General features: G+C 69.5%; 17 protein-coding genes, 5 tRNA genes and 1 pseudogene. 12 read left to right on the forward strand and 11 right to left on the reverse strand.

What is annotated here, in order from left to right; genetic code table 11:
• Nucleotides 1–48: 48 nt before the first annotated feature.
• Nucleotides 49–654: a YceI family protein gene (locus tag QQM72_RS01885; RefSeq protein WP_314219015.1), complete on the reverse strand. Its 606-nt coding sequence runs from the start codon at nt 652–654 to the stop codon at nt 49–51.
• Nucleotides 655–1,063: 409 nt separating this feature from the next.
• Between QQM72_RS01885 and QQM72_RS01890 the strand changes: the two genes are divergently transcribed.
• Both QQM72_RS01890 and QQM72_RS01895 read left to right on the forward strand, forming a co-directional pair.
• Nucleotides 1,064–2,668 carry an acyl-CoA carboxylase subunit beta gene (locus QQM72_RS01890; protein ID WP_314219016.1) on the forward strand — a complete coding sequence of 535 codons (1,605 nt, stop codon included), beginning with the start codon at nt 1,064–1,066 and terminating at the stop codon, nt 2,666–2,668.
• Nucleotides 2,669–2,735: 67 nt separating this feature from the next.
• Nucleotides 2,736–2,927 (forward strand): acyl-CoA carboxylase subunit epsilon, encoded by a 192-nt coding sequence (locus QQM72_RS01895; RefSeq protein ID WP_267018272.1) that lies wholly within the window; start codon nt 2,736–2,738, stop codon nt 2,925–2,927.
• Nucleotides 2,928–3,070: 143 nt separating this feature from the next.
• Here the strand turns inward: QQM72_RS01895 and QQM72_RS01900 are convergent.
• The 8 genes and pseudogenes from QQM72_RS01900 to QQM72_RS01935 all read right to left on the reverse strand — a co-directional run.
• Nucleotides 3,071–3,646: pseudogene (locus QQM72_RS01900) on the reverse strand (GTP-binding protein); the annotation flags it as partial.
• Nucleotides 3,627–4,214, reverse strand: a complete 588-nt coding sequence (locus QQM72_RS01905; RefSeq protein WP_028807404.1) for a DUF742 domain-containing protein — start codon at nt 4,212–4,214, stop codon at nt 3,627–3,629. The pseudogene QQM72_RS01900 and the gene QQM72_RS01905, both read right to left, overlap by 20 nt.
• Nucleotides 4,215–4,309: 95 nt before the next feature.
• Entirely contained in the window at nt 4,310–4,723 is a 414-nt protein-coding gene (locus QQM72_RS01910) for a roadblock/LC7 domain-containing protein (RefSeq protein WP_037737006.1), read from the reverse strand.
• Nucleotides 4,724–4,733: 10 nt separating this feature from the next.
• Nucleotides 4,734–8,051, reverse strand: coding sequence for a sensor histidine kinase (locus tag QQM72_RS01915; RefSeq protein WP_314219017.1), 3,318 nt, complete (start codon nt 8,049–8,051; stop codon nt 4,734–4,736).
• 376 nt (nt 8,052–8,427) lie between these two features.
• Nucleotides 8,428–9,003 carry a GTP-binding protein gene (locus tag QQM72_RS01920; protein ID WP_054239771.1) on the reverse strand — a complete coding sequence of 192 codons (576 nt, stop codon included), beginning with the start codon at nt 9,001–9,003 and terminating at the stop codon, nt 8,428–8,430.
• Nucleotides 8,984–9,382 (reverse strand): DUF742 domain-containing protein, encoded by a 399-nt coding sequence (locus tag QQM72_RS01925; RefSeq protein ID WP_009190816.1) that lies wholly within the window; start codon nt 9,380–9,382, stop codon nt 8,984–8,986. Before QQM72_RS01925 ends, QQM72_RS01920 begins: the two co-directional genes overlap by 20 nt.
• Before the next feature lie 112 nt (nt 9,383–9,494).
• The gene (locus tag QQM72_RS01930; protein WP_020128762.1) at nt 9,495–9,908 is read right to left on the reverse strand and encodes a roadblock/LC7 domain-containing protein; all 414 of its coding nucleotides are present in this window, start codon (nt 9,906–9,908) and stop codon (nt 9,495–9,497) included.
• A 9-nt stretch (nt 9,909–9,917) separates the two neighbouring features.
• Nucleotides 9,918–13,685: a nitrate- and nitrite sensing domain-containing protein gene (locus QQM72_RS01935; protein WP_314219018.1), complete on the reverse strand. Its 3,768-nt coding sequence runs from the start codon at nt 13,683–13,685 to the stop codon at nt 9,918–9,920.
• Between the two features lie 604 nt (nt 13,686–14,289).
• On the opposite strand from QQM72_RS01935, the gene QQM72_RS01940 reads away from it, so the two are divergent.
• From QQM72_RS01940 to QQM72_RS01980, 9 genes are all read left to right on the forward strand, one after another.
• Nucleotides 14,290–14,478, forward strand: a complete 189-nt coding sequence (locus tag QQM72_RS01940) for a hypothetical protein (RefSeq protein WP_171399624.1) — start codon at nt 14,290–14,292, stop codon at nt 14,476–14,478.
• 147 nt (nt 14,479–14,625) lie between these two features.
• On the forward strand, nt 14,626–15,411 hold the full coding sequence (locus QQM72_RS01945; protein ID WP_020128759.1) for a fumarylacetoacetate hydrolase family protein: 786 nt from the start codon (nt 14,626–14,628) through the stop codon (nt 15,409–15,411).
• On the forward strand, nt 15,404–16,888 hold the full coding sequence (gltX, locus tag QQM72_RS01950; RefSeq protein WP_314219019.1) for a glutamate--tRNA ligase: 1,485 nt from the start codon (nt 15,404–15,406) through the stop codon (nt 16,886–16,888). The genes QQM72_RS01945 and gltX overlap by 8 nt, the downstream gene beginning before the upstream one ends.
• Before the next feature lie 96 nt (nt 16,889–16,984).
• Nucleotides 16,985–17,713, forward strand: a complete 729-nt coding sequence (locus tag QQM72_RS01955) for an HAD family hydrolase (protein ID WP_314219020.1) — start codon at nt 16,985–16,987, stop codon at nt 17,711–17,713.
• A gap of 91 nt (nt 17,714–17,804) precedes the next feature.
• Nucleotides 17,805–17,876, forward strand: a tRNA-Gln gene (locus QQM72_RS01960).
• Nucleotides 17,877–17,918: 42 nt separating this feature from the next.
• A tRNA-Glu gene (locus QQM72_RS01965) sits at nt 17,919–17,991 on the forward strand.
• 62 nt (nt 17,992–18,053) lie between these two features.
• Nucleotides 18,054–18,126: transfer RNA gene (locus tag QQM72_RS01970), tRNA-Glu, on the forward strand.
• A gap of 20 nt (nt 18,127–18,146) precedes the next feature.
• Nucleotides 18,147–18,218: transfer RNA gene (locus QQM72_RS01975), tRNA-Gln, on the forward strand.
• A gap of 28 nt (nt 18,219–18,246) precedes the next feature.
• A tRNA-Glu gene (locus tag QQM72_RS01980) sits at nt 18,247–18,319 on the forward strand.
• 70 nt (nt 18,320–18,389) lie between these two features.
• Here QQM72_RS01980 and QQM72_RS01985 read toward each other — a convergent pair.
• Nucleotides 18,390–19,034: a MerR family transcriptional regulator gene (locus tag QQM72_RS01985; protein ID WP_314219021.1), complete on the reverse strand. Its 645-nt coding sequence runs from the start codon at nt 19,032–19,034 to the stop codon at nt 18,390–18,392.
• Between the two features lie 38 nt (nt 19,035–19,072).
• Here QQM72_RS01985 and QQM72_RS01990 point away from each other — a divergent pair, with 38 nt between their 5' ends.
• Nucleotides 19,073–19,567 (forward strand): DUF4188 domain-containing protein, encoded by a 495-nt coding sequence (locus tag QQM72_RS01990; protein WP_314219022.1) that lies wholly within the window; start codon nt 19,073–19,075, stop codon nt 19,565–19,567.
• 156 nt (nt 19,568–19,723) lie between these two features.
• Here QQM72_RS01990 and ndgR read toward each other — a convergent pair whose 3' ends face one another.
• Nucleotides 19,724–20,440 carry an IclR family transcriptional regulator NdgR gene (gene ndgR, locus QQM72_RS01995; protein ID WP_007384919.1) on the reverse strand — a complete coding sequence of 239 codons (717 nt, stop codon included), beginning with the start codon at nt 20,438–20,440 and terminating at the stop codon, nt 19,724–19,726.
• Between the last annotated feature and the right edge of the window lie 110 nt (nt 20,441–20,550).

Raw genomic sequence — 20,550 nt, forward strand, 5'->3', positions numbered from 1 at the left:
TCGCTTCCGACCCCTATTCGCCGTTTTCCACCGTATTAAGCCGATCACTTACGCGTTCTTGATCGCCGAGATGTCGAAGTTCAGCTTGATCTTGTCCGAGACCAGGACGCCGCCCGTCTCCAGTGCCGCGTTCCAGGTCAGGCCCCACGCCGAGCGCAGGATCTCGGCCTTGCCCTCGAAGCCGACGCGCTCGTTGCCGAACGGGTCCTTGGCGGCGCCGTTGAACTCCAGGTCGATGCTGAGCTGCTTGGTGACGCCGAGGATGGTCAGGTCGCCGGTGATCCGGTAGTCGTCGCCGCCCAGCGCCTCCGCCGAGGTGGAGCGGAAGGTCATCGTCGGGAACTCGTCGGTCTTGAAGAAGTCGGCGCTCTTCAGGTGGCCGTCGCGGTCGGCGGACCCGGTGTCGATGCTGTCCATCGTGACGTCGATGGTGGCGGTGGACTTCGACGGGTCGGTGCCGTCCAGGTGCAGCGAGCCGGTGAAGTCGTTGAACTTGCCCTTGACGTTCGTGACCATCGCGTGGCGCGCGACGAAGCCGAACGTCGAGTGGGCGGGGTCGATCGAGTAGTCGCCGGTCAGGGCGGCGAGCTCGGGGCTCACGGTGGCGGTGGCGGTGACGGTCTCGTCGGTGTTCTTGCGGCCGAAGATGCCCATGATGTGCTCCTTGGGGACGAGAAGATCGAGTATGTTTAATCTTCAACGAGGTCAACACGGATGACCGTAGACCTATTCCGTTCAATGTTCAACATCTTCGCCCCGGTAAGGTCTGCCGGTGTCCGTCGGCTCCTGCCGGTGTCCGTCGGTGTCGGCCCCGCTGGAGTCCGGTGGTCCTGGACCGCCGTCCGGACGCTCCGTTTCACTCCGGCGAGGGCATGTGCGCGCCCGGAATGTGAGGCGGGTCTCAGGTCCGGGGTTTGTGTGACCCCTACAAGCCCGAGCCCCTCTGAGCAGTCGGAACGGCTGCATGCCCGCCCGCTTCTGTTCAGGGCTACCAGGAAAACGCTCCGGAGACTGTACGGAGTCGACGTCCCTCTTTCCTTGGTCGGCTTCGTAAGGTCACTACATGACCGTTTTGGAAGAGTCGACCGGCGAGCAGACCGCAGAGCCTTCGGAGCCCACGGATGCGCGCGGCCGCGTGGCCGAGCTGCACGAGATCCGTGCCCAGGCGCTGGCCGGCCCGAGCGAGAAGGCGACCCAGGCGCAGCACGCCAAGGGCAAGCTGACCGCCCGGGAGCGGATCGAGCTGCTCCTCGACCCGGGGTCCTTCCAGGAGGTCGAGCAGCTGCGCCGGCACCGGGCGACCGGTTTCGGTCTCGAGGCCAAGAAGCCGTACACCGACGGTGTGATCACCGGCTGGGGCACGGTGGAGGGCCGTACGGTCTTCGTCTACGCCCATGACTTCCGCATCTTCGGCGGCGCGCTGGGCGAGGCCCACGCCACGAAGATCCACAAGATCATGGACATGGCCATCGCGGCCGGAGCCCCGCTGGTCTCGCTCAACGACGGCGCCGGCGCCCGTATCCAGGAGGGCGTCTCCGCCCTCGCCGGCTACGGCGGCATCTTCCAGCGCAACACCCGGGCGAGCGGGGTGATCCCGCAGATCTCGGTCATGCTGGGCCCCTGCGCGGGCGGCGCGGCCTACAGCCCCGCCCTCACCGACTTCGTCTTCATGGTCCGCGAGACCTCGCAGATGTTCATCACCGGCCCGGACGTGGTCAAGGCGGTGACGGGCGAGGAGATCACGCAGAACGGCCTCGGCGGCGCCGACGTGCACGCCGAGACCTCCGGCGTCTGCCACTTCGCGTACGACGACGAGGAGACCTGCATCGCGGAGGTCCGCTACCTCCTCTCGCTGCTCCCGCAGAACAACCGCGAGAACCCCCCGCGCACCGAGTCCACGGACCCGGCCGACCGCCGCGGCGACGTCCTGCTCGACCTGGTCCCGGCGGACGGCAACCGTCCGTACGACATGACCAAGGTCATCGAGGAGATCGTCGACGACGGCGAGTACGTGGAGATCCACGAGCGCTGGGCCCGCAACATCATCTGCGCGCTGGCCCGCCTCGACGGCCAGGTCGTCGGCATCGTGGCCAACCAGCCGCAGGCCCTCGCCGGTGTCCTGGACATCGAGGCGTCGGAAAAAGCTGCACGCTTTGTCCAGATGTGTGACGCTTTCAATATCCCGATCGTCACCTTCCTGGACGTCCCTGGATTCCTCCCGGGCGTCGACCAGGAGCACGGCGGAATCATCCGGCACGGAGCGAAGCTGCTCTACGCCTACTGCAACGCGACCGTGCCGCGGATCTCCCTGATCCTGCGCAAGGCCTACGGAGGTGCCTACATCGTCATGGACAGCCAGTCCATCGGCGCGGACCTCACCTACGCCTGGCCGACGAACGAGATCGCCGTGATGGGCGCCGAAGGCGCCGCAGGCGTCATCTTCCGGCGTCAGATCGCCGAGGCCGAGGACCCCGAGGCCATGCGGGCCCGCATGGTCAAGGAGTACAAGTCCGAGCTGATGCACCCGTACTACGCCGCGGAGCGCGGACTGGTCGACGACGTCATCGACCCCGCCGAGACCCGCGAGGTCCTCATCAGGTCGCTGGCCATGCTCCAGTCGAAGCACGCCGACCTGCCCTCCCGCAAGCACGGCAACCCCCCGCAGTAACCCGGCAGACCCCACGGGTAACCCACCGGATCCCCTGCGGAAACCTCATCCACGGAGACTTGCACCCATGAACGCTCCCGACATCCGCGTCGAGAAGGGCCACGCCGAGCCCGAGGAAGTCGCCGCCATCACGGCGATCCTCCTGGCCCGCGCGGCCGCCCAGCCGTCCCCCACCGAGACCCACCGAGGCCGCCCCAAGGCCGGCTGGCGCCGCCTGGAGCGCGAGGGCGGCTTCCGCGCCCCGCACAGCTGGCACTAGGCGCCGCGCAGCTCCAAGCCGCTTCACCGCACGAAGAAGGGCCCCTCTCGGCAGAGGGGCCCTTCTTCGTGCGTGGGACGCGGACCCGGCCGGCCCGGCATCTCCCGTGATCGCCGTCTCGTGTCCCGCCGTCGCGGCGTAAACAGGTGGGCCATCAACGCGTGCTCGACCAGCGTGATCAGCGCCGACTTCGCGTCCGCGCGGTGGCGGGCGTCGGTCGTGATGATCGGGGTGTCGGGACCGATCTGCAGGGCCTCGCGGACCTCGTCCGGCTGGTACGGCTGCGAGCCGTCGAAGCCGTTGAGGGCGACGACGAACGGCAGGCCGCTGTTCTCGAAGTAGTCGACCGCCGGGAAGCAGTCGGCGAGGCGGCGGGTGTCCACGAGCACGATCGCGCCGATCGCGCCGCGCACCAGGTCGTCCCACATGAACCAGAACCGGTCCTGACCCGGCGTACCGAAGAGGTACAGGATCAGGTCCTGGTCCAGGGTGATACGGCCGAAGTCCATGGCCACCGTGGTGGTGGTCTTGTCCCCGGTGTGGGTGAGGTCGTCGATCCCCGCCGACGCGGACGTCATGACGGCCTCGGTGCGCAGCGGGTTGATCTCCGAGACAGCCCCGACGAACGTGGTCTTGCCCACGCCGAAGCCGCCCGCCACCACGATCTTCGCGGAAGTGGTGGAGCGGGACGGACCCCCGCTAGAGCTTGCGAAGTCCACTGAGCACCCTTTCGAGCAGTGTCACGTCTGGCTGGCCGCCGGCGCTCTCGTCGCCGCCGGGCTGATGGATGGCGACCAGTCCCGCCTCCGCCAAGTCGGCGACGAGGATCCTGGCCACGCCGAGAGGGATGGTCAGCAGCGCCGAGATCTCGGCGACCGACTTGATCTCTCGGCAGAGGTTGCAGATCCGCTGATGCTCGGGCAGTTGGCCCTGCATCTGGTGCGGCTGCGCAGTGGTGTGCACCAGCGCCTCGATGGCGAGCTGGTAACGCGGGCGGGTCCGGCCACCGGTCATGGCGTACGGACGCACCAGCGGGTTGTTCGACGCCCCTGCGGGCGCCGGCTCCGGGGTGCGGCGGTGCGGCTGTACGGGCTGGATGCGCGGGGCCGACGGCTGGTCGTACGGTGACGGCCCGGGACCCTGCGGACCCTGGGGCGTGTACGGCCGCTGCTGGCTGGGCGCGGAGGGGAAGTTGTAACGGTTCGGGTTCTGGGAACCGTCGCCCTGGCCCTGGGCAGGGCCGTACGACCAGTTGCCTGAATTCGATCCGCCTGGGGGTGTTGCCACTCTCTCTCCTCCTCCGATGTGCCTGGCACCCATCACGTGGAAGCCGCGTCCCGAAACCCTACGGCCTCGGGACGCCAATACGCACCGTTCGTTTGTCAGTTGAGAAGGCTCCCTTGGAGCTCCGCACGAAGGTCGGGGGTCAGGACCGAACCCGCTCGGTCCACCAGAAGGGCCATCTCGTACCCAATGAGGCCGATGTCCGCCTCGGGATGGGCGAGAACCGCGAGCGAGGAACCGTCGGAAATGGACATGAGGAAGAGGAATCCGCGCTCCATCTCCACAACCGTCTGGTTCACGCTGCCTCCCTCGAAGATCCGGGAGGCGCCTGCCGTCAGGGACGTCAGACCGGAGGCGACGGCCGCGAGCTGGTCGGCCCGGTCGCGGGGGAAGCCTTCGGACATCGCCAGAAGGAGTCCGTCGGCGGAGACCACCACGGTGTGGGACACCCCCGGGGTGTTGTCCACGAAGTTGGTGATCACCCAGTTCAGGTTCTGTGCCGCCTGGCTCATCGGGCTCACACTAACGCTCCTGGTTGTAGGTGCTGTCAGGACCGAGGCCCTGGCCGTTCGTTTCACTGCTGCCTGCGTTGCGTCCGCGCTGGACGCCCCGACGCAGGTTGCTCAACCTGCCACGGACGTCCTCCGGGGCGCGGGAGACCTGAGGGCCTCCCTGGGGGGTGGTCTCGGCGGCGCCCTCGATCAGATTGGCCTTGGGCACCCGCCGCGGCAGGCCGGAGGAGGTGACCCCACCCGCCTTGGGCTTCTTCAGAGCGGAGGCCTGCTGCCAGCGCTCGTCGTTGGCCGAACGCCATGAGTCGCCGCCGCCGTTGCTCTCCGCGGGGGAGGCCGCGGGCTCCTGCTTCGCGGGCCGGGAGCCGTTCGCACCGCTTGCGGCGGAGCCGCGGCGGGGGAGACCGGCGTCGGTCAGCGCGTGGGACGCGGAGGAGGAGGGTCCCGGACGGTCGAAGCCTACGCGGTTCTGCTCACCCGCGTCAGCGGCCTGCGTGGACTCCGCTTCCGGAGCGTACTGGTCCTGGTAGCCGTTCTGGTAACCGTTCGTGTGGCCGTTCTGCTGGGGCCAGTCGTCCTGGTAGGACTGCTGCTCCTGGTACGGCGGGAAGCCCTCGGACGCGGCGGCGGGGGCCGCCGGACGCTCCTCCTGGCCGGGCTCCGTGTACGCGGGGTCCGGGTAGCCGCCGTTGGACGCGAAGCCGTCGCCCTGCGGAAGGCCGTTCTGCGGAAGTCCGCCGTTGCCGGAGAACGACTCGCCCTGCGGCATGCCACCGTTCGGCGCGAAGTACTGGTCGTCGTACGCCGGGCGCTGCTGCTCCTCGTACGACGTCTGCTGGTCGAACGTCGCCGGCTGCTCGGCGTACCCGGTCGCACCGTTGTCGTAGCCGGCCCCGGCGCCCTGCTGGGCGGGGTCGTAGCCGTTCTGTCCGGCGTCGTACGACTGCTGCTGACGGGGCGCGTCGAAGCCCTCGGCCGACTGCTGCTGCCCGGTCGGCTGGCCCGGCGGGGTGTCCAGGGCCGCACGGCGCTCCTCGCGCATCAGCGAGCGGCCCACCGGGTCCAGGTCGCGGATGTCGTCGGGGATCTCGTACTGGCTGTCGTCGAAGCCGAGCTCCGCGGCGGTGCGCATCGGCAGACCGTTGTTGAAGTCCTCGCCGCCACCGCCGTAGTTCTGCTCCGGGATGATCTGCGAGACGGTGAACTCGTCGCGAGGCTGCTGCTGCTCGCCACCACCACCGTGGGTGATGGCGTCCGGCAGCATGACCAGCGAGGTGGTGCCGGCCTGCTCGCCCGAGGGGCGCAGCTGGACGCGGATACCGTGCCGGTCGGACAGCCGGCCGACCACGAACAGGCCCATGCGCTGCGAGATCGCGGCGTCCACCGTCGGCGGGTTGGCCAGCTTGTGGTTGATGTCGGCGAAGTCCTCGGCGGTGAGGCCGATGCCCTTGTCGTGGATCTCGATCATGACCCGGCCGTCGGGGAGACGGGTGGCCGTGACGCGGACCTTGGTCTGCGGGGAGGAGAACGTGGTCGCGTTCTCCAGAAGCTCGGCGAGCAGGTGGACGAGGTCGGTCACGGCACGGCCGTGGATCTCGGCCTCGGGTACGCCGGACAGCTCGATGCGCTCGTACTGCTCCACCTCGGAGGAGGCGGCGCGCAGCACGTCGACCAGCGGGACCGGCTGGTCCCAGCGGCGGCCGGGCTCCTCGCCGGCGAGGACCAGGAGGTTCTCGCCGTTGCGGCGCATACGGGTGGCGAGGTGGTCCAGGCGGAAGAGGTTCTCCAGCTGGTCCGGGTCGGCCTCGTTGTTCTCCAGGTCGGTGATCAGGGTCAGCTGGCCCTCGATCAGGGACTGGTTGCGGCGCGAGAGGTTGGTGAAGATCGCGTTGATGTTGCCCCGGAGCAGCGCCTGCTCGGCGGCCAGCCGGACGGCCTCGCGGTGGACCTGGTCGAAGGCGCGGGCGACTTCGCCGATCTCGTCCCTGGTGTTGATGGGGATCGGCTGGACACGGGTGTCCACCCGGCCCGGGTCGGTGCGCGAGAGCTGGTCGACCAGCATCGGCAGCCGCTGCTCGGCGATGCCGAAGGCGGCGTTGCGCAGCTGGCGCATGGCCTGGCTCATCTGGCGGGCCATGAGACTGGCGACGATGAACGCGGCGAGCAGGGCGATGATGACGATGGCGCCGTTGATGATGGCGTCGCGCTGTGCGTCGGAGGCGATCTCACCGGCGTCGGTGACCGCGCGGTCGATGAGTTCGCTCTCGACCTGGCTGTAGCCCTCGAACTTCAGCGTCGCGGCCGTCATCCACGCCTTGGCGGTGACGCCCTGCTCGGCGAGCTTCGACGGGGACTGCCCGCTGGCGATCGCCTGGATCATCTTGTCCATGGTCGGCGGAGCGGTGAAGTCCTCACCCGCGGCGTCGGCCTTGGCCTTCGCGTCGGCGGCCTGCTGCGCGCCCTCCTCGGTCTTCTCCTTCATGACCTCGGTGAGCCGTGCGGCGTCCTCGGTGGTGCCACCGGAGACGTACTCCTGCTGGGCGATGCCCTCGAGGTAGGCGTACGAGGTGAAGGCGGTGAGCTGCTGGCGGAAGACCGTCTCGTCGGGGCTGGGCCGGACCAGCAGGTGCATGCCGATCGAACGCTGGAGGGACTCGGCGCCCTTGGCCAGGGCGACCGCGTAGACGGTGCGGCCGTAGGCGGTGATGTTGCCGGTGCCGAGGCCGAGCTCGTTGGAGAACTCCATCAGCAGGTGCTCGACCGCGACGTAGCCCTCTTCGGTCTTCACCGGGTCCAGGGCCTTGGTGTAGGCGGCGGCGCGAATCTTCGTCAGGGTCGGCTCGGCCTCCTCCACCAGCTTCAGACGGCGCTTGAGGCCTTCCTTGTCCGGCATCCCGACGACCTCGTCGTGGAAGGCGGTGGCCTTGGCGTCGGTGGTGGCGCGGGCCGCCTTGACGTTCGAGTCGTCCTTCTTGGACTGGAGCAGCGGCTGGGCGCTGATGTCCCGCTCGTTGAGCAGGGCCTCGGCGTACTCGCCGGCGGCGGCCACGATCTTCGCCGTCTTCTCGGCGTCGCGGGCTTCCTGCCAGGTGTCGATCGAGTTCTTCACCTGGAAGCCGCCCATGACCAGGCCGACCACCACGGGTATGAGCAGAATCGCGTTCAGCCGGGTGGGTACCCGCCAGTTCCGCGGGGAGAGGCGGCCGCCGCTCTTCGCGGGTGCGGACGCCGGCTCCGAACCGGGCACAGGGGCGGGTGCCGCTCCGCGCGGCGGCGGGGTGAAGTTGCCCCGGGCCGCCGGCTCGGGACTTTGCTTGCTTCGCCTCACTCGACCAACAACCTCTCGGCGGTCGGCACCTTCGTCGTGCCGCAGTGTCTCAGAGCCCGGTCAGCCATCGACCATCAGTACGTCATTGACTATTGGGCAGTTCAGGCATTCCAGCACGACGACCAACGCTCTTCCAAACATGGGAAAGCGCTGGTTCGATGTGATGTAAGCCCCAGATAAAACGGTCAAAAAGAACGAGCCCCGCCAAAAGGCGGGGCTTTCGTGCGCACAGCGAGACCAAGCGACCGCGACGCGTGTCGGTACATGTGGATTCCACTGCCGAAACGTTATGAACACCGGAGCCGACCGTGTCAAAGGCCACAGTCGGCTCCAGAGCGTCTACGACAACCGCCGTACGGCACCGGGTGCTTGAAAATTACCGCAGTCGCGCCATGAGCGCGTGCTCGACCAGCGTGATCAGCGCGCTCTTGGCGTCCGAGCGGTGCCGGGCGTCCGTCGTGATGATCGGGGTGTCCGGTCCGATCTGGAGCGCCTCGCGCACCTCTTCGGGCTGGTACGGCTGCGAGCCGTCGAAGCCGTTGAGGGCGACGACGAACGGCAGGCCGCTGTTCTCGAAGTAGTCGACCGCCGGGAAGCAGTCGGCGAGGCGGCGGGTGTCCACGAGCACGATCGCGCCGATCGCGCCGCGCACCAGGTCGTCCCACATGAACCAGAACCGGTCCTGACCCGGCGTACCGAAGAGGTACAGGATCAGGTCCTGGTCGAGCGTGATACGGCCGAAGTCCATGGCCACCGTGGTGGTGGTCTTGTCCCCGGTGTGGGTGAGGTCGTCGATGCCCGCGCTCGCGGACGTCATGACGGCCTCCGTGCGCAGCGGGTTGATCTCGGAGACGGCGCCCACGAACGTGGTCTTGCCCACGCCGAAGCCGCCCGCCACCACGATCTTCGCGGAGGTGGTGGCCCGCCCCCCGTCAGAGCTTGCGAAGTCCACTGAGCACCCTTTCGAGCAGCGTCACGTCCGGAGCGCCGCCGTTGTTCTCGTCGCCGCCCGGCTGGTGGATGGCCACCAGTCCGGCCTCGGCGAGGTCCGCGACCAGGATCCGCGCCACCCCCAGCGGCATGGCCAGGAGAGCCGAGACCTCCGCGACCGACTTCACCTCGCGGCACAGATGGCAGATGCGCTGGTGCTCCGGGAGCAGCCCCATGAGCGCTGCCGGGTCGGCCGTCGTGCTGATCAGCGCCTCGATGGCGAGCTGATAGCGCGGCCGCGTCCGGCCGCCGGTCATCGCGTACGGACGCACCAGCGGCTGGTCGCCCTCATCCCCGTACGGCTCCGCGTACGGATCATGATGGGCGGTGGGCGGGGTCATGGATCCTCCGGGCGGGACAGCATTCGCGGTCAGTCGTGCCGTCCGTCGAGGCCGGTGGGGGGATTGTGTCGGCCGGACGGTGATTTCGTGAGGTGGGTAGTGCTGGGGCGGGTCAGTGGAGCAGACTGCCCTGGAGTTCGGCGCGCAGGTCGGGCGTGAGGACCGCGCCCGCGCGGTCGACCAGGAGCGTCATCTCGTAGCCGACGAGGCCGATGTCGCACTCGGGGTGCGCGAGAACGGCGAGCGACGAGCCGTCCGAGACGGACATGAGGAAGAGGAACCCTCGTTCCATCTCGACGACGGTCTGCGCGACGCTGCCGCCTTCGAAGATCCGGGAGGCGCCTGCCGTCAGGGACGTCAGACCGGAGGCGACGGCCGCGAGCTGGTCGGCCCTGTCGCGCGGGAAGCCCTCGGACATCGCGAGCAGGAGCCCGTCGGCGGACACGACAACGGTGTGGGACACCCCAGGGGTGTTGTCCACGAAGTTGGTGATCAACCAGTTCAGGTTCTGTGCCGCCTGGCTCATCTGACTCAACTAACGCTCCTGCTGGTGAGTGGGGCTCGGGAAACTGCCGGTCTGACCGTTGCCGGCCTGACGACCCTGCGCGATGCCCCGACGGAGATTGGTCAGCCGTCCGCGTACGTCGTCAGGCGCACGCGAGACCTGCGGACCGGGTTGGTGCTGTTGCTGCTGAGCCGTGCCCGGGACGAGGTTCGCCCTGGGCACCCGGCGCGGCAGGCCGGACGTGGTGACGCCGCCCGCTGCCGGTTGCCTGACCCGCTCCGCCTGCCGGACGAGTTCGTCGTTCGGCGAGGTGCGCCAGGAGGCATTGGCGGCGGCGGGACGCTGGGGTGCAGCCGGAGCCTGCGGCTCCTGGTGCTGCTGTTGCTGCGGAGCCTGGGCCGCACCGCCCGCCTGCTGACCGTGGAACCAGTTGGTCTCCAGCGTGTCGTAGAGCGGCGTGCGCCCGTCACCGGGACCGGCCGGCGGCAGTGCCTCCGGCTCCGGACGCCCGACGGCACGCTGCGGGCCCGACGGCTGCGCCGGGGTGCCGTAGCCGCCGGACTGCGGAGCGGCGAACTGGCCGTTGGACGAGGGGTCCTGGCGGCCGGGCAGCGAGTGCTGACCGGTCGAGGAGCCGTCGTAGCCGGGTGCGGCGTACTGGCCGGTGGAGCCGTTGTCGTACGCCTGCGGAGCGAACTGGTTCGGGGCCGCCGAGCCGTTCTGGCCGCCCGGGGCACCGAAGACGTCGGACCGGGTGAACCCGTTCTCGTCCTGCTGGCCGCTGGTACCGGGGCGCTGGAACTGCGCCGGGTCCGGCCGGCCGTTCGTGCCCGGTCGCTGGAACTGGCTGGTGTCCTGCCGTCCGCCCGGTGCCGTCTGGGGGTTGCCCACGACCGGGAACTGGCCGGTGCTCTGGAGACCGTTCGCGACGGGACGGCCGAAGTCGGCGGGGCCCGCCGGGCCCTGGCGGTCGTCGATGCGCGGGATCGCCGGTATCTCGGCGGTGGCGCCGGGACCCTGACGGTCGTCGATGCGCGGCATGCGCGACGTCTGGGCGACGTCCGGCTCCTCGTGACCGCGCGGGGCGTCCAGCGGGCTGCGCGGGACCGGCGGCTGGGCGTTCTCGTCGCCCCAGCTGGTCACCCGCGGCTGCGGGTTGCCACCGGGCAGCTCGGCGCGCGGACCACCGCGCGGCGGCAGCTGCGGCTGGCGGCCGCGGCCGCCCTGGTCGGCCTTGTTGCCCCGCTGCTGGGTCGGACGTCCGCCGAACATGTCCACGCCCTGGGAGGCCGTGCCGGCCGCCTGGAGACCCTGCGGCGCGCCCGGCGCCTGAGCGCCGAAACCGGCACCCGCACCGGCCGGAGCCGGTCGGCCCTGCTGGGGGGAGGACGGAGGCTGCTGCGGTCCGCGCGGCGGCTGACCACCGGGGCGGCCACCGCCGTCGCGGCCGGGCAGCGCGGCCCGGGCACCCTGACCGGGGGCGAGCCTGCCGCCGGTGCCGGGACCGGAGCCGAGGGCACCGCCCTGCGAACCGTTCTGCGAGCCGGTCTGGCGACGCGCGGCGGCGGCGCCCGCTGCGGCCTGCGCGGCGGCGGGACCACCCGCGACACTGCCCTGGCCGGGCTTGGGCTGAGGCTTCTTGCCGCCCTGGGCGACGTCCACGGGCAGCATGACCAGCGCGGTCGTGCCACCGGAGTCGGAGGGACGCAGCTGGATGCGGATGCCGTGCCGCTGGGACAGCCGACCGACCACGAACAGACCCATGCGTCGGGAGACCGACACGTCCACGGTGGGCGGCGATGCGAGCCGCTCGTTGATCGCGGCGAGGTCCTCGGGGGAGAGGCCGATACCGGTGTCGTGGATCTCGATCAGGACGCGGCCGTCGGGCAGCGCGTGACCGGTGACCTTGACCTTGGTCTGCGGGGAGGAGAACGAGGTGGCGTTCTCGAGCAGCTCGGCGAGGAGGTGCACGAGGTCGTTGACGACCCGGCCGGCCACTTCGGTGGTCGGCACGGAGGCCAGTTCGATCCGCTCGTACTGCTCCACCTCGGACGCGGCGGCGCGGAGCACGTCGACCAGCGGGACCGGACGGGTCCAGCGGCGGCCGGGCTCCTCACCCGCGAGGACGAGGAGGTTCTCACCGTTACGGCGCATGCGGGTCGCGAGGTGGTCGAGCTTGAAGAGCGAGGACAGCTGGTCCGGGTCGGCCTCGCGGGACTCCAGTTCGGAGATGAGCGAGAGCTGACGCTGGATGAGGCCCTGGGAGCGGCGCGAGAGGTTGGTGAACATCGCGTTGACGTTGCCCCGCAGCAGGGCCTGCTCGGCGGCGAGGCGGACCGCCTCGCGGTGCACGTCGTCGAAGGCCGCGGCCACCTGGCCGATCTCGTCCCGGGAGTGCACACCGACCGACTCCACGGACGTGTCGACGTCCTGCGGGTCGGACTCGGACAGCTGCTTGACCAGCTCGGGCAGCCGGTCCTGGGCGACCTTGGTGGCGGTCTCCTGGAGGCGGCGCAGCGAACGGATCATGGACCGGGCGACGACGAACGCGCCGACCAGCGAGACACCGAGCACGAGCAGGATGAGCGCACCGGAGATGATCGCTTCGCGCTCCGACTCGGCGCGCAGCTCACGCGCCTTCTGCTCCATGTTCTCGAGCAGCGTCAGCTCGATGTTGTTCATCTGCTTGATCTTGGTGGAGCTGGCGTCGAGCCAGTCCTGGTACGACTGCTTGTCCAGCGACTCCAGGCCGCTGGAGGAGCTGAGCGCCCGGGTGGCGTAGGTGTCGGCGTCCTCGATGACCGGGTTGCCCTGCTCGATCGGCTTCAGCAGCTCCTCGGCGCCGCCGTCGCCGTAGATGCTGCGGAAACTCGCGAGTTCGGAGTCCTGGTTCTCGAGTCCGGCCTCGGCGTACTGCCGGTCGTTCTCGGAGAGGTCGCCGTAGACGGTGTTGCCCACCGGCAGCGCCGCCGCGAGCACGGCACGCTGGACGGAGGCGTACTCCTTGGCGGAGGAGAAGGCGGCCAGCGCACGCGTGCGCTGGATCATCTCCGGGTTGCTGGTGGCCTGCGCCATGTCCTGGGACAGGTCGAGCAGGCTGGTGATGAGGCGGTGGTAGGCCTCCACCGTCTGGGTGGAGTTGCCCTTCTCCGCGTAGGCCGTCGAACGGACCTTGGCGAGGTTGCCCAGGTCGCTCAGCAGACCGACGAGGCTGTCCCGGACGCCCTGGAGGTTGCCGTCCGCGGTGGCGCCGTCGATCTCCTCCGACGAGTCCTGGAAGGCGCTCAGCGCGCGGTCCGTCTTCTCGCGCAGGCCCTTGATGCCGGGGTCGGTCGCCTTGCCGTTGTGCGCCAGCGGGCCGGCCGAGCGGTCGCGCTCGTCCTGCAGCGCGTCGGCCAGGTCGGTGGCCTGCTTGGTCATGTCCGTCAGCAGCTTCATGTTGTCGAGCTGCTGGATGTCGTCCATCGACTGGTTGATGCGCAGCGCGCCCAGCGAGGTGGCCGCGACCACGGGCAGGGTCAGCAGCGCCACCAGACGCGTGGAGATGCGCCAGTTGCGCAGCGCCACCCGCGGGCCGGGGCCGGTGGGGCCGGTCGGGGGCTTCGTCGGAGCCGGGGGAGGAGAACTCGGCGACGCGGACGCACCGGGACGCCCGGAGCGCTCACCGCCGTCGCCGGACGGATTGGGGCCCTGGTTCTGGGCGTGCTGGGGCGAGGAGCCGACTGCCATCGGGCCAGTCCCGCCGCGCGGCTCCGGCTCGGCCGAAGCGCTGCCATCCCTCTTGAAACGTCCCTGCACTAGCGTCGCAACCTCTGGACCAGGCGCCCCTCCGCGTGAACGGAAGGACGGTGTCGGCGTGTTGAGAGGCGTCCTGAATTACGCCCCTCAATTGGTCGTGAGTAACCGGCGCTGGCTCCCCCTGTCTCGCCGCCACCGGGCGCGCTGTAGCGCCCTCTGTGCGCCGGCTCGATCCCGCGGCGGTCCGAGGAATTCCAGCACAGTGCAGGATCTCCAACAAGGCCCGTTGGCCAGGCTGTGACATCCGTGACACGACGTGAGGGTCAAGTTACGGGATGTAGAAACCCATCCCCCATAAGGCGGACATAAGGGTGTGAAGAGGTGACCATCGAGGGGTGTCCCAGTCGCCATGATCAGGAGCGGAATGAGCGCTTCAGGTCGCTAATGCCCGTTTCGTAACGGTCGTCGGGTGGTCGGGAATGACCGCTTTGCCCCTTGGTTCGTGAGCAAACTCACACGCTGATCATGCGACCTTCACGTCTTCACCGGGAATCGCGTGTTTAGCCTGACGCTTTACAGGGATGGCACATCCGACAAACCGCGTCTGTGCGGAGGCCCTTGCGGGCTTCCCGGACGCCCGGACACGACAGGGTCACGTACAACTGTGAAGACGACGACGATGTTCCACAAGATCGCCAACCCCCGGCGTACGACCCTGGCGCACCTCACGGACGCCGACGAACTCCAGCTCCCCGAGCAGCAGGAGCACTCCGTCGAACTTCCCGCCCAGACCGCGAACCCCAAGCGCACCATCCTCATGGAGGTGCCGGTGGCCGCCTCCGTCGCGGAGTAGATCTTCACGCGGAGATACGGGCACAGGCCGCCGAATGCTCAAGGCGGCCACCCACGGATGTCAAGGGCGTCCCCGGCCGGGGGCGCCCTTCCGCGTTAGCCTGGGGCGTCACACTCCAGCCAGCTCAGTCAAGGGGCCAACCAACCCGTGCGCATCGCCAGGTTCTCCATCGACGGGAACGTCGCCTTCGGCGCGGTCGAGGGCGACAAGCCGGACGAGCTCGTCCTCGACATCATCAAGGGCATCCCGTTCACGGACTTCGAGCTCTCCGGCACCAAGGTGCCGCTGAGCAAGGTCCGGCTGCTCCCGCCCGTCCTGCCCAACAAGGTCGTGGCCTTCGGCCGCAACTACGCCGAGCACGCGCGCGAGCTGGGCAACGAGGTGCCGGACGCCCCGTTCGCCTTCTTCAAGCCGTCCACCTCGGTGATCGGTCCCGGCGACGCCATCCAGTACCCGGCCTTCTCCGAGGAGGTCCATCACGAGGCCGAGCTCGCCGTGGTCATCGGCCGGCTCTGCCGCGAGGTCCCCCGGGAGCGCGTCAAGGACGTGATCTTCGGTTATACCTGCGCCAACGACGTCACCGCCCGCGACGTCCAGAAGCGCGAGAAGCAGTGGGCCCGGGCCAAGGGCTTCGACACCTCGTGCCCGCTGGGCCCCTGGGTGGAGACCGGCCTGGACCTCGAGACCGCGGGCGACCTCACCGTCCAGCTGACGGTCAACGGGCAGCAACGGCAGCTCGGCCGCACCAGCGAGATGATCCACTCGATCGAGGATCTGATCGTCAACATCACCGAGGCCATGACGCTGCTGCCCGGCGACGTGATCCTCACGGGCACCCCGGCAGGGGTAGGCCCCCTGGTCGTCGGCGACGAGGTCGCCGTCACCATCGAAGGCATCGGCACTCTCACCAACAAGGTTGTCAAGCGTGGCTAGCGCACCCGGCTCCCCCGTCCGCGTCCGATTCTGTCCCTCGCCCACCGGTAACCCCCACGTGGGCCTGGTCCGCACCGCCCTGTTCAACTGGGCGTTCGCCAAGCACCACCAGGGCACGCTGGTCTTCCGCATCGAGGACACCGACGCGGCCCGTGACTCCGAGGAGTCCTACGAGCAGCTCCTGGACTCGCTGCGCTGGCTGGGCTTCGACTGGGACGAGGGCCCCGAGGTCGGCGGCCCGCACGCGCCGTACCGCCAGTCGCAGCGGATGGACCTCTACGCCGACGTCGCCCGCAAGCTCCTCGACGCCGGCCACGCGTACCACTGCTACTGCTCCCAGGAGGAGCTGGACACCCGCCGCGACGCCGCCCGCGCCGCAGGCAGGCCCTCCGGCTACGACGGCCACTGCCGCGACCTCACCGAGACGCAGGTGGCGGAGTACAAGGCCCAGGGCCGCACCCCGATCGTCCGCTTCCGCATGCCCGACGAGACGATCACCTTCACGGACCTGGTCCGCGGCGAGCTGACGTTCACCCCGGAGAACGTGCCCGACTTCGGTATCGTCCGCGCGAACGGCGCCCCGCTGTACACGCTGGTCAACCCGGTGGACGACGCGCTGATGGAGATCACGCACGTCCTGCGGGGCGAGGACCTGCTCTCCTCCACCCCCCGCCAGATCGCCCTCTACAAGGCGCTCACCGAACTGGGCATCGCCCAGGGGACCCCGCACTTCGGTCACCTGCCGTACGTGATGGGCGAGGGCAACAAGAAGCTGTCGAAGCGGGACCCGGAGTCCTCGCTCAACCTCTACCGCGAGCGCGGTTTCCTCCCCGAGGGCCTGCTCAACTACCTCTCGCTGCTCGGCTGGTCGCTCTCGGCCGACCAGGACATCTTCACGATGGACGAGATGACCGCGGCCTTCGACATCGCGGACGTCAACCCCAACCCGGCGCGCTTCGACCTGAAGAAGTGCGAGGCGATCAACGCCGACCACATCCGCCTGCTGGACGTGAAGGACTTCACGGAGCGCTGTGCGCCCTGGCTGAGGGCCCCCTACGCCCCCTGGTCCCCGCAGGACTTCGACGAGGCCAGGTGGGAGGCGATCGCCCCGCACGCCCAGACCCGTCTGAAGGTGCTGTCGGAGATCACCGACAACGTCGACTTCCTCTTCCTGCCCGAGCCCGTCCTCGACGAGGCCAGCTGGACGAAGGCGATGAAGGAGGGCAGCGACGCGCTGCTCACGACGGCCCGCGAGAAGCTGGCGGCCGCCGACTGGACCTCGTCCGAGTCCCTGAAGGAGGCCGTCCTGGCCGCCGGTGAGGCCCACGGCCTCAAGCTCGGCAAGGCCCAGGCCCCGGTCCGCGTCGCCGTCACCGGCCGCACGGTCGGCCTGCCGCTCTTCGAGTCCCTGGAGATCCTGGGCAAGGAGAAGACGCTGGCCCGCGTCGACGCGGCCCTGGCGAAGCTCGCCGCCTGACCGCACCCGCGCCCGAAGGGGCGGCACCCGGCGACCGGGTGCCGCCCCTTCGGCATCCCCCGGACAGGGCGGCCGCCGCCGCGTTACCGTTGGATCATGAGCATCCTCGCCGTGGTCTGGGACGTGGACGACACCCTTTTCGACTACTCGACCGCCGACCGCGAGGGCATGCGGTCCTATCTGGCGGCCGAGGGGCTGCTCGACCGGTTCGGTACCGCGGAGGCGGGGCTCGCGCGGTGGCGGGAGGTCACCGAAGAGCACTGGGCCCGGTTCTCGGCGGGCGGAATCACCTTCGAGGACCAGCGCCGGGACCGGGTACGGGCGTTCCTGGGCCGTGAGATGGCCGACACGGAGGCCGACGACTGGCTCCAGCGCTACCACGCGCACTACGAGGCGGCCTGGTCGCTCTTCCCGGACGTGCTGCCCGTGCTCGACGACCTCGCCACCAGCCACCGCCACGCGGTCCTCTCCAACTCCAGCATCCACGTCCAGGACCACAAGCTGCGCACCCTCGGCGTCCACGACCGTTTCGAGGTCATCCTGTGCGCAGCGGAACTCGGCGTCTCCAAGCCGGAGGCGGGCGCCTTCCTCGCGGCCTGCGAGGCCCTGTCGCTGGCCCCGCACCAGGTGGCCTACGTCGGTGACCATCCGGAGATCGACGGCCGGGGCGCCGCCGACGCCGGGCTGCTCTCCGTGTGGATCGACCGCTACGGCACGGCCACCGTGGAGCTCCCGTCCGGACGCCACCGGATCGTCTCGCTCGCCGAACTGCCCGCGATCCTCGGCCCCGATACCCGTTTTGGAGCCCGGTCCACCTTCGGGTAATGTTCTTCCTGCGCCGCCGGGGAGCGGGCCGAAAGGCCGGAACCGGAGGAGCAACGCTAGAACAAGAACCCCTGCGGGGCTTGCGTTCCAGTGGCCTATGGTGTAATTGGCAGCACGACTGATTCTGGTTCAGTTAGTCTTGGTTCGAGTCCAGGTAGGCCAGCTCGCAGAGCTTATCTGCGCCTGTGGAGATCTACTCCACGAAGCCCCCGTTGTGTAGCGGCCTAGCACGCTGCCCTCTCAAGGCAGTAGCGCCGGTTCGAATCCGGTCGGGGGTACAGATCCTTCCCGCGAGGAGAGCTCGGGTAGCTCCCTCTCACCTCGATGCAGGATCGCTAGGGCCCCCGTTGTGTAGCGGCCTAGCACGCCGCCCTCTCAAGGCGGTAGCGCCGGTTCGAATCCGGTCGGGGGTACGCTTTTCATTGAATCACCTTGGTCTATGGTGTAATTGGCAACACTACGGTTTCTGGTACCGTCATTCTAGGTTCGAGTCCTGGTAGACCAGCTCTGATCTGCGGAAACGCACGATCTAGGCCCCCGTTGTGTAGCGGCCTAGCACGCCGCCCTCTCAAGGCGGTAGCGCCGGTTCGAATCCGGTCGGGGGTACGCAATCGGAAAGCCCCTCGCTTCGGCGAGGGGCTTTCCGCGTATCCGGACTCTTTCCGTATGTCCGGTCTCATCCGAAGCCGTACCGCCGCGCCGACTCCTCCTCCTGCGCCAGCCGGTGCAGTGCCTGCATCATCGGCTCGACGAGGATCGCGCCCAGCACCGCCGCCTCGATCCGCTCCGGTTCCGACTCCCGGGTCTCCACGAAGTCCAGGTCCAGCACGGCGGCCCGGTGCATCAACCGGGCGTAGGACACGAGAAGTTCGGCATTCCAGTCGTAGCCGAGCCGGCGCAGCGCGGCCACCGCCACCACCAGGGAACGGTAGGCGGGGGAGATGGTCGTCAACTGCCGGGCGTTCGACCAGCCCAGGGCGCCCAGCAGTTCGTCCGCCTCCAGGTGGGCGGCGCGCACGTACTCGTCCTCCGCGTCCGGCTCGGGGACCTGCGGCAGCGCCCACAGGGCCGCGCCGAGCCGGATCGTGCGGCCCAGGGACTCGTCGTCGACATGGCCGAGCACGTCGCGGACCGTGGCCACCGGCAGCCCGCCGACCTGGATCATCGCCCGCACCAGACGCAGCCGGCGCAGGTGCTCGTCGTCGTACTCGGCGGTCGTGGCGTTCACCTGGCGGCCGGGCGGCACGAGTCCCTCGCGCAGGTAGTACTTGATCGTCGCGGTGGACACACCGCTGCGTTCGCTCAGTTCGGCCAGCCGCATGCCTTGTGCCCTTCGTTGGTCAGCGGCACTATCCAAGCATGTCCTTCACAGCCGGCCGTACCACCGCGGACGCCCGGGGAGACGTGGTCGTCCTGCTGATCGGAATGCGCGTCAACCACTTCTGGGCCGTGCACCAGTGGGTGCCGGTCATGCTCGCGATGTTCCGCATGCTGGCGGAGCTGAAGAAGGATCCGGGCCGCGGTCTGCTCTCCCGGGTGCTCCTGACGGCCTCGCCGCGGACGTACTACGTCGTCCAGTACTGGGAGTCGAAGGAGAAGCTCTACGCCTACGCGACCGCGCCCGACGCGTTCCACCACGAGGCCTGGGCGAAGATCAACCGCATGGAGCGGGGCGGGAGGGTGCGCGGGCACGTGGGGATCTGGCACGAGACGTACGTCGTGCCGGAGGGGTCGTACGAGGCGGTCTACGGGGACATGCCGGCGTTCGGCCTCGCGGCGGCGCATGGGCAGGTTCCGCTGGAGGAGCGGGGGCGGTACGCGAAGGACCGTTTCTCGTATCGGTCCGCGCCGTAAGGGCTTTTGCCGTGTGTGGGGTACGGGTACGGCGCCGCCTGTCGCGCCCGCGCGGCGGAGTCGTGCATCGGCGCGGCCCCGCGCCTGCGGGCTGGGTGACCTTGCCGCACGGAGAAGGGCTGCCGCGGCGTTGAGGCCGCCCTTTCCCGTGGGGCGTCAGCCGGTGCGGCGCAGGGCCTCCGAGAGGCGGGCGGCAGCGTCGATGACCGCCTGGGCGTGCATGCGGCCGGGGTGGCGGGTCAGGCGCTCGATGGGGCCCGAGACGGAGACGGCGGCCACCACGCGGTTGGAGGGGCCGCGGACGGGAGCCGACACGGACGCGACGCCCGGCTCGCGCTCACCGATGGACTGGGCCCAGCCGCGGCGCCGTACGCCCGACAGGGCCGTCGCCGTGAAGCGGGCGCCCTGGAGGCCGCGGTGCAGACGCTCGGGTTCCTCCCAGGCCATCAGGATCTGGGCCGAGGAGCCGGCCTTCATCGTCAGCGTGGAACCGACCGGGACGGTGTCCCTGAGGCCGGACAGGCGTTCCGCCGCGGCCACGCAGATGCGCATGTCCCCTTGGCGGCGGTAGAGCTGTGCGCTCTCGCCCGTGATGTCACGCAGATGCGTCAGCACCGGGCCGGCGGTGGCGAGGAGGCGGTCCTCGCCGGCGGCCGCGGCCAGCTCGGCCAGGCGGGGGCCGAGAATGAACCGGCCCTGCATGTCGCGCGCCACCATACGGTGGTGTTCCAAGGCCACGGCCAGCCGGTGAGCCGTGGGTCGTGCGAGTCCGGTGGCAGCGACCAAGCCTGCGAGGGTGGCCGGACCGGACTCCAGGGCGCTCAGGACAAGGGCTGCCTTGTCCAGAACGCCGACGCCGCTACTGTTGTCCATGCAACGATACTCCCGTCTCACTCTGTGAAACGCAAGTTCATTTTTCCGTGAGACGCGCAACCCTTGGACGCATGGTGGCCCGCGGACCAACGGGCCTGGCGGCGGGTGCC

It is taken from the genome of Streptomyces zaehneri (assembly GCF_032248645.1).
Lineage (GTDB): Bacteria > Actinomycetota > Actinomycetes > Streptomycetales > Streptomycetaceae > Streptomyces > Streptomyces coriariae.